16 protein-coding genes and 3 pseudogenes are annotated in these 14,315 nt (G+C 53.2%); 11 read left to right on the top strand and 8 right to left on the bottom strand.

The genetic code is table 11. The annotated features are described in order from the left end of the window. The first annotated feature begins 91 nt into the window (after nt 1-91). The 6 genes and pseudogenes from ACYQ0Z_RS09995 (at nt 92) to ACYQ0Z_RS09970 (ending at nt 3,095) form a co-directional block, all read left to right on the top strand. Nucleotides 92-682 (top strand): hypothetical protein, encoded by a 591-nt coding sequence (locus ACYQ0Z_RS09995; RefSeq protein ID WP_459867469.1) that lies wholly within the window; start codon nt 92-94, stop codon nt 680-682. Nucleotides 683-947: 265 nt separating this feature from the next. Further along, on the top strand, nt 948-1,523 hold the full coding sequence (locus ACYQ0Z_RS09990) for a hypothetical protein (protein WP_459867466.1): 576 nt from the start codon (nt 948-950) through the stop codon (nt 1,521-1,523). Between the two features lie 70 nt (nt 1,524-1,593). After that, nucleotides 1,594-1,947: pseudogene (locus ACYQ0Z_RS09985) on the top strand (tyrosine-type recombinase/integrase); the annotation flags it as partial. Nucleotides 1,948-1,969: 22 nt separating this feature from the next. After that, complete coding sequence (locus ACYQ0Z_RS09980) at nt 1,970-2,224, top strand: hypothetical protein (RefSeq protein ID WP_459868957.1); 255 nt, start codon at nt 1,970-1,972, stop codon at nt 2,222-2,224. Between the two features lie 74 nt (nt 2,225-2,298). Continuing rightward, nucleotides 2,299-2,712, top strand: coding sequence for a helix-turn-helix domain-containing protein (locus ACYQ0Z_RS09975; RefSeq protein ID WP_459867463.1), 414 nt, complete (start codon nt 2,299-2,301; stop codon nt 2,710-2,712). Next, a complete protein-coding gene (locus ACYQ0Z_RS09970) occupies nt 2,709-3,095 on the top strand; it encodes a gamma-glutamylcyclotransferase family protein (RefSeq protein ID WP_459867460.1) in 387 nt (128 codons plus the stop codon). The genes ACYQ0Z_RS09975 and ACYQ0Z_RS09970 overlap by 4 nt, the downstream gene beginning before the upstream one ends. 55 nt (nt 3,096-3,150) lie before the next feature. Here ACYQ0Z_RS09970 and ACYQ0Z_RS09965 read toward each other — a convergent pair whose 3' ends face one another. Together ACYQ0Z_RS09965 and ACYQ0Z_RS09960 are read right to left on the bottom strand one after the other, a co-directional pair. Beyond that, nucleotides 3,151-3,342, bottom strand: coding sequence for a type II toxin-antitoxin system HicA family toxin (locus ACYQ0Z_RS09965; protein ID WP_459868887.1), 192 nt, complete (start codon nt 3,340-3,342; stop codon nt 3,151-3,153). Between the two features lie 32 nt (nt 3,343-3,374). Beyond that, on the bottom strand, nt 3,375-3,596 hold the full coding sequence (locus ACYQ0Z_RS09960; protein ID WP_459867457.1) for a type II toxin-antitoxin system HicB family antitoxin: 222 nt from the start codon (nt 3,594-3,596) through the stop codon (nt 3,375-3,377). A 226-nt stretch (nt 3,597-3,822) separates the two neighbouring features. Here ACYQ0Z_RS09960 and ACYQ0Z_RS09955 point away from each other — a divergent pair, with 226 nt between their 5' ends. Next, a complete protein-coding gene (locus tag ACYQ0Z_RS09955; RefSeq protein WP_459867454.1) occupies nt 3,823-4,146 on the top strand; it encodes a hypothetical protein in 324 nt (107 codons plus the stop codon). A 13-nt stretch (nt 4,147-4,159) separates the two neighbouring features. Here ACYQ0Z_RS09955 and ACYQ0Z_RS09950 read toward each other — a convergent pair. The 3 genes and pseudogenes from ACYQ0Z_RS09950 to ACYQ0Z_RS09940 all read right to left on the bottom strand — a co-directional run bounded on the left by ACYQ0Z_RS09950 (nt 4,160) and on the right by ACYQ0Z_RS09940 (nt 6,299). Next, nucleotides 4,160-5,754, bottom strand: a pseudogene (locus ACYQ0Z_RS09950) (IS1182 family transposase). A 186-nt stretch (nt 5,755-5,940) separates the two neighbouring features. After that, nucleotides 5,941-6,087, bottom strand: coding sequence for a hypothetical protein (locus ACYQ0Z_RS09945; RefSeq protein ID WP_459867451.1), 147 nt, complete (start codon nt 6,085-6,087; stop codon nt 5,941-5,943). Continuing rightward, entirely contained in the window at nt 6,084-6,299 is a 216-nt protein-coding gene (locus ACYQ0Z_RS09940; protein WP_459867448.1) for a WYL domain-containing protein, read from the bottom strand. The genes ACYQ0Z_RS09945 and ACYQ0Z_RS09940 overlap by 4 nt, the downstream gene beginning before the upstream one ends. Before the next feature lie 346 nt (nt 6,300-6,645). Here ACYQ0Z_RS09940 and ACYQ0Z_RS09935 point away from each other — a divergent pair, with 346 nt between their 5' ends. Genes ACYQ0Z_RS09935 through arsC form a run of 3 tightly spaced genes read left to right on the top strand, consistent with a single transcriptional unit; the run spans nt 6,646 to nt 8,551 of the window. Further along, nucleotides 6,646-6,969, top strand: coding sequence for an ArsR/SmtB family transcription factor (locus ACYQ0Z_RS09935; RefSeq protein WP_459867445.1), 324 nt, complete (start codon nt 6,646-6,648; stop codon nt 6,967-6,969). Between the two features lie 51 nt (nt 6,970-7,020). Then, a complete protein-coding gene (arsB, locus tag ACYQ0Z_RS09930) occupies nt 7,021-8,073 on the top strand; it encodes an ACR3 family arsenite efflux transporter (protein WP_459868884.1) in 1,053 nt (350 codons plus the stop codon). A 43-nt stretch (nt 8,074-8,116) separates the two neighbouring features. Then, the gene (gene arsC / locus ACYQ0Z_RS09925; protein ID WP_459867442.1) at nt 8,117-8,551 is read left to right on the top strand and encodes an arsenate reductase (thioredoxin); all 435 of its coding nucleotides are present in this window, start codon (nt 8,117-8,119) and stop codon (nt 8,549-8,551) included. An 89-nt stretch (nt 8,552-8,640) separates the two neighbouring features. Here arsC and ACYQ0Z_RS09920 read toward each other — a convergent pair. The 3 genes and pseudogenes from ACYQ0Z_RS09920 to ACYQ0Z_RS09910 form a co-directional block, all read right to left on the bottom strand. Further along, a pseudogene (locus tag ACYQ0Z_RS09920) lies at nt 8,641-8,796 on the bottom strand (N-acetyltransferase family protein); the annotation flags it as partial. 604 nt (nt 8,797-9,400) lie between these two features. Next, entirely contained in the window at nt 9,401-10,177 is a 777-nt protein-coding gene (locus ACYQ0Z_RS09915; RefSeq protein WP_459867439.1) for a replication-relaxation family protein, read from the bottom strand. A gap of 102 nt (nt 10,178-10,279) precedes the next feature. Then, on the bottom strand, nt 10,280-11,407 hold the full coding sequence (locus ACYQ0Z_RS09910) for a type IV secretory system conjugative DNA transfer family protein (protein ID WP_459867436.1): 1,128 nt from the start codon (nt 11,405-11,407) through the stop codon (nt 10,280-10,282). 1,032 nt (nt 11,408-12,439) lie between these two features. On the opposite strand from ACYQ0Z_RS09910, the gene ACYQ0Z_RS09905 reads away from it, so the two are divergent. Next, the gene (locus ACYQ0Z_RS09905; RefSeq protein WP_459867432.1) at nt 12,440-13,945 is read left to right on the top strand and encodes an IS1182 family transposase; all 1,506 of its coding nucleotides are present in this window, start codon (nt 12,440-12,442) and stop codon (nt 13,943-13,945) included. Nucleotides 13,946-14,315: the final 370 nt, after the last annotated feature.

Raw genomic sequence — 14,315 nt, 5'->3', positions numbered from 1 at the left:
ACAACTTGCGGTGAGGTCTCTTTTCGTTTTTTCCTCACCGTGTTCCTACTGAAACTTTACACGCTCAACTTTCCCTTGGTGGTGATAGCACATGCTTAAGATTAACCGTTATGCAGGTATTACGCTGTCTTTGCTTCTCTTTGGTTCTTTTGGGATGATATCTCTCAGTACCTCAGCCGAGGTAACAAGACCGCTCCCTGCGTACCATCAGATGGTCGAAAATGATACGATACGAAATTCTTACATTGATACAGCTTGGTCTAACCTAAGCAGACTGGCAGCACAGAAGGCACAAGATGTACGGGTTACGGTGACACTGCGCCGCAGTCTTTCCTGGGATGCTGCCGACCAACTGACTCGTGAGCTCGGGCTTGAGCTTGTTGCCTGGGATGCCATGGTCGGTAAGGGAACAGTTCACCGGAAGTCTACAGGAAGCATTGCGAATGATATTGACGACGTTGTGCGACTCCTTAAGAAAGAAGTTGACGCCAATATAACGGCAGAAGATCTGAAGGTAGTAGCCCTGTATGGTAGGATCAATCCCGCCGATGCCATTAAAGTCCGTAGCAACCCCAATGTTCTTGCGATTGATCCTACCGGAGATAGCCGGGTTTCTGGAGCAGAGAAACACCGATTTGCTCCTCACCTGTTTTGGACCCTTCCTGACTATCGAAACAAGTAAAGAACATCATGTAAAGTAAGAGAAGGATGAACTTTTTCAGTCCATCCTTCCGAATTGTGCTCAACACTCCCATAAAGCATAGCTGTGAACTTATGAAGAGAAGGTTTTCTCCATTAGAGAAAGGAGGAACATACATGAAGCGTTTTCTTTTTTTCTTGGTGTTTTTTTGTTTGGTTTTATGTTGTTAGGCACTATCAATTTTTTAACTTTTATATCCGTTGATTTCGATTGGTTTAGACAAACATTCAGACCATTTATAAGGTTTATGTATGAGCCTGTCCATCCTATCTTTAACTTCTTTAACATTCAAGACGGAGATGATGCAAGGATCATCTACCCTATTGGCCTATCGGCTGTGGTTTGGGGAGTACTTGGTGGAGCGGCAGGTGTGACATCCGTTTTCTTTGCAATACGACAAAATGATAAATTACAACCGTTAAAGTTCATGGGCATCGGAACGTTCCTTTTCATTGCGGGTACCTTACTCATCGGCAATATCGCCCAGGAAAGCGTGATCTATCGGTATTGGATTTGGGATGCGACGGCTATCTTCATGTTCATGACTGTTGTTGCTGCTACCTCCTGGATCCCTGTTGTTCGTTCCCCATGGAAGTCCATCGGCTTATCTGTCTTGACCCCACTCATCAATTTTAGCGTGCTGTTGTTGTTTACCCGGTGGTTTCCTGAGGTTTATGGACCAAACATCACTGAATGGGATCGCTATCCTGCATCTGATGCTGTCTGGCCCGGTGGTATTTTGGCTATGGTGCTTTCACCGATTTTCACTGTTATGGCTCTAATGTGGAAGCGTTTCTGGAAAACATTAACCATCACAAATTGATGGAGATTGCAATGGGAAGAGCTTCGACCCAGACAAGGTGACGGCGCTGGATCTTCAGGAATACCGGGCCATGCTGGATGCTACGCTGAAACAGCAGCCGCAGACCATCAACAAAAAGATCGCGGTGCTGAAGGCTTTCAGGCGATTCGCGGTTGAACGGGGTTATGCCAGCATCAACCCTACGGACGGCCTCCGGCGCAAGCAAACGACCACGGAGAGGCTGGAACCGAAATGGCTGGACCGCAAGGCGCAGAGCTGGCTGCTGCATGAGGTCAAAAACGAGTCCAATGAGAAGAAACGGGCTCGCAATTATGCCATCGTCCAGCTGATGCTCAGCTGTGGGCTACGCGTGGACGAGGTGGTGAACCTGCACGTTAACGACTTAGATCCGAACCGGCGGACCATTACAGTCCACGCCGGAAAACCAGCCGACCGGATACGAGTGGGTGTCCGGGGTGTGCGAAAACACACCCTTTCCCGTGGACGTGGCGCTGCATGTGCGGGTAGAGCCGGCCCACAAGGCCCTGGAACACCTCAAGAAGAAAAAGAAGACGGCCGAGGCGCAGTACCGGGAGTGGATCGAGAACGACGAGGATGTGCCGCTGGAGCTGGAGGAGGACCTGGCGAGTGTGGCGTCGCTCGAACGAAAGCTTCGCTCGCGCCAGCCGCTCGTTGCGGAGACAGGAGGACGGGAAAAATAGGCAAGCTGATGATTTTCGTCGGCTTGCCTTTTGTTTTTTGATGGTATATTCTATAGAAAAAGAGGTGATTTTCCATGGACAAAACCGAGCGAAAAGGCATAAAGCTCAGCGGGGCATACCTCCGCGAGCTTAGACAGAAAAAGGGATTGACTCTCCAGCAGGCAGCGTCCTTGCTGGGGATTTCCACCGGTCACCTGAGCAACATCGAACGGGACATAAAGGGAATCGGTGGGGCCCTGCTGCTCAAAATGGCCGAAGTGTATGGCTTGCCCATACAGGACCTTGTTGGGGAAATTAAGCCGCCCGCCCGAACTGTCGATCTCATCGCCGAGTTATGGAAGACCGATTACGTGTTGTACGAGGGCCAGATGATTGATGTGCGGGACGAAGCGGTGGCGACGCGGATTGAGATGGGGATAAGGATGGGGATCGCCTGGGCGAAGGAGTGGATCGAGCAGAGAAGGAAAGAGGAGGGAAGCCGGTCATGATCAGTGTATTCGTGTACGGAACCCTGCTGGTTGGTGAGTGGAACCACCGGGTGGCGGCTCCCCACCTGCTCAGTGTACGGCCGGGGCGGGTGCGCGGTCGGCTGTACGATGTAGGGGCGTTTCCAGCATTGGTGTTAGATCCGGACGGGCCTGAGATTGAGGGGGGATGGTTCGATGTTACCCCCGAGGGGCTGCGGGCGATGGATCGGCTGGAAGGATATCGGGGGCCTGGCCAGAAGAATTTCTATGAGAGGGTATGGGTACAGGATGCCCGGGACGACCGGGAAGGATGGGTGTATGTGTGGCCGGATTCCCGCGGATGTCCGGAGATTCCGGTCGGCTCATGGCGGGAGTGGTGGGCCGGTGATAAGAGCGTGGGGTAATGAGGGCAACCATCTGATTTTTCTCTCGTACTTCTTGTTTAGACGAAAGGACAGTTCATTTGGACAGCAGTTTACGAAATTCCTCGACGGATATGCCGGCTTGTTTGAGCACTGACCGGAGAGTACCGGGTGCCAGCTCGTCGTGTAAAGGGATAATGGCCTGCCTACCGTCCTTGTGTCGCACCTTGACGTGGCTTCCCTTTTGGCTCACCTTCACGAAGCCGGCATGGCTTAGTGCCGCGATCACTTCTTTTCCGGATACGATTGGCAGATGCGGGCTCAAGCTTTTTGCACCTCGATGTCAACGGGAGCGATGATTGGGCCGGCGTCCGGTAAGATGACGGATGGCGTATCTTCGAAGTACAATTCTAGGGCTTCGCGAAGGTTGGTGATAGCTTCTTCCACCGTTTCGCCCTGACTGGTGACTTCGACTTCAAGACAACGGGCTACGTACCATTTGCCTTCTTTGGTAATGGCGGCTGTGAGGCGTCGGCGAGGCATTTGGTTGTTCCTCCTTTCGCGCTACTTCTTAACGTTATTCTAACGGGACGATGAAAATACGGCCAGATTGTGTTGATGAATGGTTGGCGATTCTTTCTCCCGCTCCCCTTATTGGGTGGAAGGGGGATGCGGTATGGAAGGGAATGCTCGACCAAAGCAAATCTCAAAAAGGAGAAGATGATGAAGTAACCACTCTTGACGCTATTTTAAGGGGGCTTGGGCTAAAATGAAGGCTCTACGGCCTCTTTTTCTTTTGATGTTGGTTGTATCTTTGATTTTGACGAACACTGCATTTGCAGCAGCTGTTCCATCCTGGGGTGATCCTTCAATTCCGTATGGCCAACGTTTCGATCGTCTTGTTGGCGACCTGTCGCGGTCGGGGTTGGCAGGAATCGACGAGCGTCCGGCCATCCTCGACAGCTGGGAAGCGTATTTTGTTGATGTTGTGGCGAACAAGACCCTGGACTATCTCGACAAGTATGATGTCTTTGATATTCAAGAAGTATACGAAGGGGATGAATTCACTGATCGACGGGGTTACGGCTGCTGAAATATCCATACGATTACTGTGTATCGGCCCGGATTAAACCGGTTCCGCCTCCGCCGGACTCTGAAGAGCTGGGGATGCTTGAGAATTCCGACCCGAGCAATGACGGGTTCCAGTTCGTTGACAAGATCTCCGGTTTGCGTTTGGTGCAGTAGTTTTCTTCCCCCAGACTGCAGACAAACTCCCTCGGTGCCAACGCAGCCGAGGGAGTTTTCTTGTCGTCTGTGAACAATAAAGAGAAGAAATTAAGGGCATGGCGCCCTGTTTTTCCTAACCTCCATAACCAATTCGCCAGCTTTTTTAAATTCATGCAAGCAAAAACAAGCATCGCCTGCATTGTCACTTTTTCCAACCCACGTAAAGTGGTCCAACGCAAGCCATGCTTCTCCTTGAGATCCGCAAATACACGCTCAATCGTTTCCTTTCGGCGTGCATATAGGCGTTTATTCACTTCTGTATGGCGCAAGTGCTCCACTTCTTCCATGTAATGGGCCCAGATATGGCGGCTCACACGCTTAACCGCGTCGTGGCTTTCTGTGCACTGGGAGCGGAATGAACAAGATCGACAGGTCGTGGCATCGGAACGGTAGATTCTGTAACCCTCACGGGTCGTGGTTTCGTAGGTAAGCACTTGTCCGGCAGGACAAAGATAGCAATCGTAGTACTCATCGTACACGTAATCTTGCTTTCGATACCTTCCGTCTTTTGTGTGGGGACGGGTATACGGCATGACCGGACGGACCTGTTGGTCCAAGAGGTACTTGCTGATATAGGGTGTTTTATACCCTGCATCCACCGCGACAGCGCTGGGTTTTCCGACATGCTTGACGGCTTGCTCGAACACATCCGAAAAGACCTGACTGTCATGAACGTTGGCGGCCGTGACGACGGCACTGACGACAAAGCCGTTTTGGTCGCTGGCCGCATGGAAGGAGTAAGCGAACGTCTGTTCCTTTTCGTTTTTGACAAACCAGCCGCTGTCCGGATCAGTGGTGCTTTGCTTCACCTCCTTCCAGACGGCTTTAGACTTTTTTGGCAACGGCTTTTTCCCATGCGCTACGCGGTCCTGGTTGATTTCCTCTTCCAGAAGTTCTTGATATTTTTTCCTTCTTCCTGAACGAGCCGCTTGATGAATTTTCTCTTGTTGGCGTTGGCTTTGACATGGGTGGAATCAATATACAGAACGGAAGGGTCCACAAGCCCGTGATGGCAGGCTTCTTCGAGAATGCGCGTAAAGATCTTTTCAAACAGGTCGGTACCCTTGAATCGGCGGACATAGTTTTTTCCAAACGTCGTGAAATGGGGAATGGGCTGGGTGAGATCGTATCCCAAAAACCACCGATAGGCGAGATTGGTTTCGATTTCCTTGATGGTTTGACGCATGGAACGGATGCCGAACAGATACTGGATGAGCACCATTTTGATGAGGACAACGGGATCGATGCTGGGTCTTCCGTTGTCTGGGCAATAACGATCTTCCACCAGGTCATAGATAAACGAGAAATCGATGGCGTTTTCGATTTTGCGGACCAGGTGATCCTGAGGAACCAATTCGTCCAACGAAACAACGGTAAGCTGGTAACGGCCTTCGGCCGACTGTTTTCTCAGCATGTGGCCACCTCTGCATGGATGAGATAAGAACTCTATTCGACAAAAAAGCGTGTAGACCTTGTACCTCCCGGTACTTTGTCTACACGCTGAACGCACCGGTGATAAACCGGTGCGTTGATGTCTTTTTTTGTAGGAGTGCCCTCAATCTTCGACGGCCCACCACGGCTTTCCCGCTGCCGGGTCGGGCTACTTGGGCTTCCCGCACCGCAGGCAGCGAAGCTCGCCGTCGATCCACCGCCACTTTCCGCGGGCGAGACACCGACACACGTCGGCCTGACTCCAGTAGGCCAGGCGTATCGGGTCGTACTGCGGCGCACGGTCGTCCTGTTTCACGCGGCGCCGCCCTCCTTCGCCGGCATGGCCGCGAGGATGTTGGCCAAGCTGAACGTGCGCACGGCGCGCCGCTCATAGCAGTAGGCCCGGACGTGGTGGGCATCGACGCGCAGCAGCCGGACGCGGCGCTGGCTGAGCCGGCCGGCACGGTCCATGTAGACGATGTCCACCACCTGTCGACGAACGAGGTAGCGCTGGAGATCGCGGAGCATCGCACCTCACCATACATGCGTTCTTAGAACATCTGTTCGTATTTTACCCGAAACAAAGGCAACAGAAAACCCCGGCCATTGAGCCGGGCTGTTCTAACACGTCAGACGTCAAACAACATTATCAGATCGTCGCGGTTCAGCCTTTTCGGACTCCGTGTATCCTTTTTTATACAGACTCCGCAACTCCAGCCTGCTGATGGAGCTGGAGGCACGCAAGGCTGCTGCCACTCAGTGGGATTCGACCCTTATTTACCCCCCCGACTTCCTACCTCTGCTGGTTTGGAAGTGTGTGACGTCTATTGACAATTATATAAGCATATGCTTAATTATCGATGGAGGTGAAAACATGGAATGGGACTTGCTAGCGGATTGCTTCAAAGCGCTTGGCGATAAAACGCGGCTACGCATTCTGGCCTTGTTAAAGGTAGAAGAACTATGCGTTTGCGAGCTGGTGGACATTTTGGGGATGACGCAGCCGGCCGTGTCCCAACACATGAGGCGGTTGAAACAGGCGAAATTAGTCAAGGAGCGACGTCAAGGCCAATGGGTTTTCTATTCGCTGGACGGCTCGATATACCCGTTTTTTGATGACGTTGTACGGATGCTTCCGGATTTGCGGGAAGAGGTAGAAAAACTCAAACAGAGAGGGCGAAGAGTTGTATGCCGGTAACAGTTGAATTTGCGTGAGAACGTAACCAAAGGGAGTGGTAGCGTGAACGGAGTGGCGAGAAGGCTGTCATTTTTAGATCGCTACTTGACGTTGTGGATCTTTTTGGCCATGATTGCCGGCATCGGCGTGGGGTATCTCTTTCCGGATGTGGTCAACCTTCTCACCCGTTTTCAGGTGGGAACCACCTCCATTCCCATCGCCGTCGGCCTGATCTTGATGATGTATCCGCCCTTGGCCAAGGTGCGCTATGAGGCGTTGGGCGAGGTGTTTCGCAACGTTCGCGTGTTGGGGTTGTCGCTTCTCCAAAACTGGGTCATCGGCCCCGTGTTGATGTTTGTCCTGGCGATCCTCTTTTTGCGGGACCAACCCGAATACATGGTCGGGCTCATCCTGATCGGCCTGGCCCGATGCATCGCCATGGTGATCGTATGGAATGACTTGGCTGACGGAAACCGTGAATATGCGGCGGGGCTGGTGGCGTTCAATTCCGTGTTCCAGGTCCTCTTCTATTCCGTTTACACCTATCTTTTCGTCACCGTTTTGCCTGCGTGGCTCGGGCTGGAAGGCGCAGTAGTGGCGATCACCATGGGCGAGATTGCCCAAAGCGTGTTGATTTATCTCGGCATTCCCTTTTTTGCGGGTATGATCACGCGTTTTGTGTTGATCCGGTGGAAAGGCCGTGAGTGGTTCGAGACCCGTTTCGTTCCCGTGATCAGCCCGCTCACGCTGGTCGCCTTGTTGTTCACAATCGTGGTCATGTTTTCGTTGAAGGGCGAGTTGGTGCTGCGGCTCCCGCTGGACGTCCTTCGCATTGCGATTCCCCTGGTCCTTTACTTTGTCGTCATGTTTCTTGTATCGTTCTACATGGGCAAAAAGGTGGGGGCCGACTATTCCCAGACGGTGTCGATTTCGTTTACGGCCGCCAGCAACAATTTTGAGCTGGCCATTGCCGTTGCCATCGGCGTCTTTGGCATCAACTCCGGTGCCGCCTTTGCGGCCGTAATCGGTCCGCTCGTTGAAGTGCCGGTTCTCATTGGGTTGGTCAACGTGGCCTTCTGGCTGCGACGAAAATATTTCGCGAGCGCCGCCATGAAAGGGAGTTAACATGCGGTTGTTTGAAGAGAAGCCGTGCGAAGGGGGTGCGATCATGCAAAAGAAAATCCTGTATTTCCTGTGCACAGGCAACTCCTGCCGCAGCCAAATGGCGGAGGGGTTTGCGAAAAAATACCTTGGCGATCGGTTTGAGGTCTATAGCGCGGGGATTGAAGCGCACGGCCTCAATCCGATGGCGGTGAAGGTCATGGCGGAAAAGGGGATCGACATTTCCGCCCAGACGTCTGACGTGATCGATCCGGAGCTACTGGCCAAAGCCGATTATGTCATCACGCTGTGCGGCGATGCCAACGATCGCTGTCCGGCAACGCCGCCCAACGTCACGCGCGAGCACTGGGGGTTCGACGATCCGGCCAAAGCGACGGGCACCGAAGAAGAACGCCTGGCGGTCTTCCGGCGCGTGCGCGACGAAATCGAAGCGCGCATTAAGCGCTTCGCCGAGGAACTCGAAGTGAGGGGCTTCGCGTGACGCCCGAACCGGTCGCAGGCAAATGAAAGCCCTTGGCTTGCCAACACGGCAATGCCAAGGGCTTTTTGAATGTGGTCGCGTGCGTGCTTTCATTCTTCGACCAGCAGCTTTTCCATGGCCATGACGTCGACGAAGCAGCCGTCGAGTCGGCCCTGTTTCTGAAACACGCCGACCTCCCGGAACCCACACTTACGGTACAGGCGCTGTCCCGCCTCATTAAACGGGAAGGTGAACAGAACAAGCTTGTTGACGACGGGCAAGGTAACGCTGGAGATCGCGGAGCATGGCACCTCACCAAACACATGTTCTTAGAACATCTGTTCGTATTTTACCCCAAACCAGGGCAACAGAAAAGCCCGGCCAGTGAGCCGGGCTTTCTCGCTCGTCAGTGGACTAAAAGGTTGCAAACCCTTTTGAAAAGAAAAATGCCCCCGGTACAACGCCGGGGGCATCGTCGTTTCATCGAGACTGCACCGTGTTCTTGACGCCGCAATGCTAAACAACCCAAGTGCAGGTACACGAGCACGCCTCGTAGCGGATCGACTGGCGCCACGTGCACGAAGCCGACCTCCACGCAGAGGGCAACCCAGCAAGCAGCGCCCAGCGCTGCAAGAGACCAACTAGAAACAAAAAAAAAAGAAGCAAGCAGAAGGGGAACTGGAAACGGTCAGATGGAGAAAGGCGGATGAATTTGAAAACGAAAAGGGTGCTATAGAGCACCAAGTCAGTTCAGCGATTCGAGTGAGGAACAGGGATTGTGACAGGTGTGGGGAGGGGCGAAAGGAGGTATGAAAGGAGGTATATGAGGAGGTACGAATGGAGGTATAAACGGATGTAAGTAAAAGCAGGTCATGCCTGCAAATTCGACAGGAAAAACTGTGTATCTTCACCAGGAATAAAAAAGTACATTTGGGGTACAAATTCATCTTTGTAGAATAAATTTACAAACGCTTCCCAATTGGCTTTTAGGTAGTCCCGTCTATTCTCGGTGAATGCCACCCAGACAACCGGACTGGTATCCTTAATCGGCATCAACGTTTTCACATAAGCGTGAAATTTGCGTTCGAGTTGCCGCGGGCCTTCCGTGTTGTTGTCGTACTCGATCCAGTACCGGTGCTTGTTGTCGAGGATGAGCCGCGCGTCCGGGCGAATCAAGTCCCGACGGTCCAGCTTCTGTTTTTGTTTTCGATCCCATTGGCGCAGCAGAACATCGGTCGCCTCAGTAGATGACAGCCAAACAATCCTGTCCCTCGACACTCCCTGTTCCAGCAACCGGACCAGTATGTCATTGATCCCAATGTAATGGGCAACCTGGGCTTGGGGGGCTTCCCTCACGCGATGGAGCTGTAAGGCCATCTCCTGGGCATACTCCAAACCCAGCCGGCCGAGCGAATAGGCCACATCACGGCTCTGGCCGGGAATGGGGTACGCCTTGAGCCAGAGGTCTTTTTCCTCCTTGGTCCTTCCTCTTTTGCGAATCTGCCGTAATCTGTCTTTCAAGGTAAGAGGATGCCACCCCGTAATGACCTGCAACTGCCGCTTAGAGGCCATCCCCAGGTCGTAGAGAATGGCGATGAGTTGCTCGTCCCGGTGAAACGACGGATGGTCCAGCCAATTGAAGATCATACGTGTCTCCCCTTTCGTAGCTCTCTATCCCATACAGGGGGCGGGAGAAAAAAGGGCTCTGGGAGCGGACAGATCCTGTCCCATCCCAGAGCCCCATTTTCTTCAATACTCGAAGAAAGCGGGTCCGTCGTCGCTGGGCTCGTCGTCACGCGCACGGCCCAGTGTGGCTTCCTGAAGTAACGTCCTGCCGGCAAGGTATTCCTCAATCTCCCGGTCCACCACCGCAGCCGGCGTCCCGTCCCGGGCTTGCAGCTCCCTCCCCTTTGCAAGCGCCCACCGGATGGCCTCCTGAACCTCGCGCTCATTCCGGTGATTCGCGATTTTGCCGTTCGGCAAGTACATGTACGGCGGATCCGACTTCACGATGAACGTCGTGATCTCGCTGTGACCGCTTTCGTTCTTGGTGCGCGTGTAGACGGCCACCTTTCGTTCCGGCAGCTTCTGAAGGAACTCCTTGTCAAAGGCACCGGCGGTCATGGCACTGATGGTCGGGGCCGATTTCGGGCCCTGCGTACAGGTTAGGATCGTCCCGACGTTCTCCGTGATCGCGTCCACCAGCCAGGGCTCGAACTGGCCGATGTACTGGGTGATCAGTCCGAGGCACAGCCCGAACTTCCGGTCTTCCGCGATGATCTTGGTCATGACCGGGATCTGCACCAGGTGGGCCTCATCGACGGCAAGAATGTGCACTTTGGCCCCGCTGCTGCGGGTTTTGGCCGCCTGGTGGTACTGGGTGATGATGTGCCCCACGGCCAGCTTCACGTTTTCCTTCGAGACGTTCAGGAGGTCCCACAGGAAGATGTGCCCCTCGTCCATGTACCGGCGCAGATCCAGGCTCCACTTTTTCTGACCGAACATGCGGCGCATGGTGCGGTTCGTCAGCAGCGGCGACAGGCGGTTCAGGATTGGGTCAATGGCATGGCCCTCGATCTCGTGCTCCCAGAACTGCCGGACGATGGGGTCGCGGACGTTTGGCAGGATGCGGTTCCGCCAGTCTTCGTCCGTCAGCACCGGGACAATGCCGAGGATCGTGTGGGGCCTCCGGTCTTCGAGGAGGGTCAGCAGGGCGTTTTCGACGAGCCGGTCCATCCGCGGTGTGTCCCCGGCATAGGCGAATTTGAGCAGGTGCAGGACTTCCTTGGCCACCGCGTCAATGTTTTCGCCCTGCTCGTGGTGGAGCAGGTTCAAGCCCAGCGGGTAGTCGGTCGGCCCGAGATACGCTCCAAGCAAAAAATAAAAAGCAGCTTCTACTGCCTCAATTGCGATGCTTTAATATTTTTGTCAAAATATGTTAGAACTGTCGTGGAGGCACCAAAGGGAAGGAGTCTCGCCTGCCCGGAGTCTTTGACGAAGGGAGGTGAGACTCATGAGCGATCGCGATATTCGATCCTCATCGTAATGATCTTCCAGACGGTACTGGAGATCATTGCGCTTCTCGTCCGCTTGTCCCTCTCTTCCTCTGACTCGCTAGGCCCCAACTAGCGAGTCAGAATTCCGGGGGAGGCGGGCCCCTTTGGTTGCCTCCACTTTAGTTTTACGTTAGCGTGGGATTAATGATACTCCACGCTGATACCCTTTAGCCGCCCACTAACATGCCGCTTGCTAGGTAAACGAAATCCTTTGCCTGCTCCCATTATTACATCTTATTACGCCGAGTTTGTCAAATTTTAAGAAACACGGGGGCCCGGGTTTTCCTCCGGGCCCGTTCCAGTTAATTCTCCTCTACGTATGGCAACGCCTTCGCAACCCACCGCACCGGTACCTGGACCTTCACATCTGGGACCTCTCCAAGCAAACGGTTCACAACAGTCTGTGATATTTGCATGCGCACGGTCTGGGTTACAGTGCATTGGATCCCTTTGTTATCCCAGGTGCGCTGGAACTGCGGTACAGTACCAAACCCTGCCCACTCGGTGAAATTGGAGACGTTCTTGCTCCACGTCTCCCAGGCAGCCTGCTCGGGGCTCAAATCGTCGTTTAGCTCATAGCGGTATCTGATGATGGCCCCGTACTCATCCACTTCGTCGATCACTTTATGGTTTTGCCAGGCCCCGGCCAGGCTGACCTAGCCATCATCAGGGCCGGTAGGGTGATTTCAAAAGTACAAAAGCACAACCCACACAGCTCTTCACCTCCCGCTGAAAAAATCCCCTCCCCTAAACAAGGGGAGGGGCAGCGTGTAGACAAAGTACCGGGAGGTACAAGGTCTACACGCTTTTTTGTCGAATAGAGTTCTTATCTCATCCATGCAGAGGTGGCCACATGCTGAGAAAACAGTCGGCCGAAGGCCGTTACCAGCTTACCGTTGTTTCGTTGGACGAATTGGTTCCTCAGGATCACCTGGTCCGCAAAATCGAAAACGCCATCGATTTCTCGTTTATCTATGACCTGGTGGAAGATCGTTATTGCCCAGACAACGGAAGACCCAGCATCGATCCCGTTGTCCTCATCAAAATGGTGCTCATCCAGTATCTGTTCGGCATCCGTTCCATGCGTCAAACCATCAAGGAAATCGAAACCAATCTCGCCTATCGGTGGTTTTTGGGATACGATCTCACCCAGCCCATTCCCCATTTCACGACGTTTGGAAAAAACTATGTCCGCCGATTCAAGGGTACCGACCTGTTTGAAAAGATCTTTACGCGCATTCTCGAAGAAGCCTGCCATCACGGGCTTGTGGACCCTTCCGTTCTGTATATTGATTCCACCCATGTCAAAGCCAACGCCAACAAGAGAAAATTCATCAAGCGGCTCGTTCAGGAAGAAGGAAAAAAATATCAAGAACTTCTGGAAGAGGAAATCAACCAGGACCGCGTAGCGCATGGGAAAAAGCCGTTGCCAAAAAAGTCTAAAGCCGTCTGGAAGGAGGTGAAGCAAAGCACCACTGATCCGGACAGCGGCTGGTTTGTCAAAAACGAAAAGGAACAGACGTTCGCTTACTCCTTCCATGCGGCCAGCGACCAAAACGGCTTTGTCGTCAGTGCCGTCGTCACGGCCGCCAACGTTCATGACAGTCAGGTCTTTTCGGATGTGTTCGAGCAAGCCGTCAAGCATGTCGGAAAACCCAGCGCTGTCGCGGTGGATGCAGGGTATAAAACACCCTATATCAGCAAGTACCTCTTGGACCAACAGGTCCGTCCGGTCATGCCGTATACCCGTCCCCACACAAAAGACGGAAGGTATCGAAAGCAGGATTACGTGTACGATGAGTACTACGATTGCTATCTTTGTCCTGCCGGACAAGTGCTTACCTACGAAACCACGACCCGTGAGGGTTACCGAATCTACCGTTCCGATGCCACGACCTGTCGATCTTGTTCATTCCGCTCCCAGTGCACAGAAAGCCACGACGCGGTTAAGCGTGTGAGCCGCCATATCTGGGCCCATTACATGGAAGAAGTGGAGCACTTGCGCCATACAGAAGTGAATAAACGCCTATATGCACGCCGAAAGGAAACGATTGAGCGTGTATTTGCGGATCTCAAGGAGAAGCATGGCTTGCGTTGGACCACTTTACGTGGGTTGGAAAAAGTGACAATGCAGGCGATGCTTGTTTTTGCTTGCATGAATTTAAAAAAGCTGGCGAATTGGTTATGGAGGTTAGGAAAAACAGGGCGCCATGCCCTTAATTTCTTCTCTTTATTGTTCACAGACGACAAGAAAACTCCCTCGGCTGCGTTGGCACCGAGGGAGTTTGTCTGCAGTCTGATCAACGCACCGGTTTATCACCGGTGCGTTGATGCCATCCGTCTTGCCCTCGGATGCTAATCCACCAGCACACTAGCCCCAACTAGCGTACCGACGGGGCAGGCGAAACACGCCCCATATCATGGTAACACGTGCCGGAACAACAAATCAACATTTGTTCGCAGTGATGAGGAGTCGGGAGAATTGACAACATGGAGAGACCAATGTAGGATTTAGTGCAAGCCAAGAAGAACGAGAGTACCAGGCGAACGGAGCGAGACCGGCCTGCCTCTCTACCGAGGCGGGCCGGTTGCTTTATGTCCTCATCAGTGCCTCAGCGTCGCCGAAGAATGACGGTGACTGTTCGGGCAAAGGGGACTAATGGTTACGTAAAGAGCCACGGTGATCATTGGCTTCAACAAAGGTACGCTTGGGACTAAGAGGAAATAAC

The sequence above is a fragment of the Calditerricola yamamurae genome (assembly GCF_054654135.1).
The sequence above is the reverse complement of the archived record's forward strand: the minus strand, read 5'-3'. Positions and strand labels throughout refer to the sequence as shown.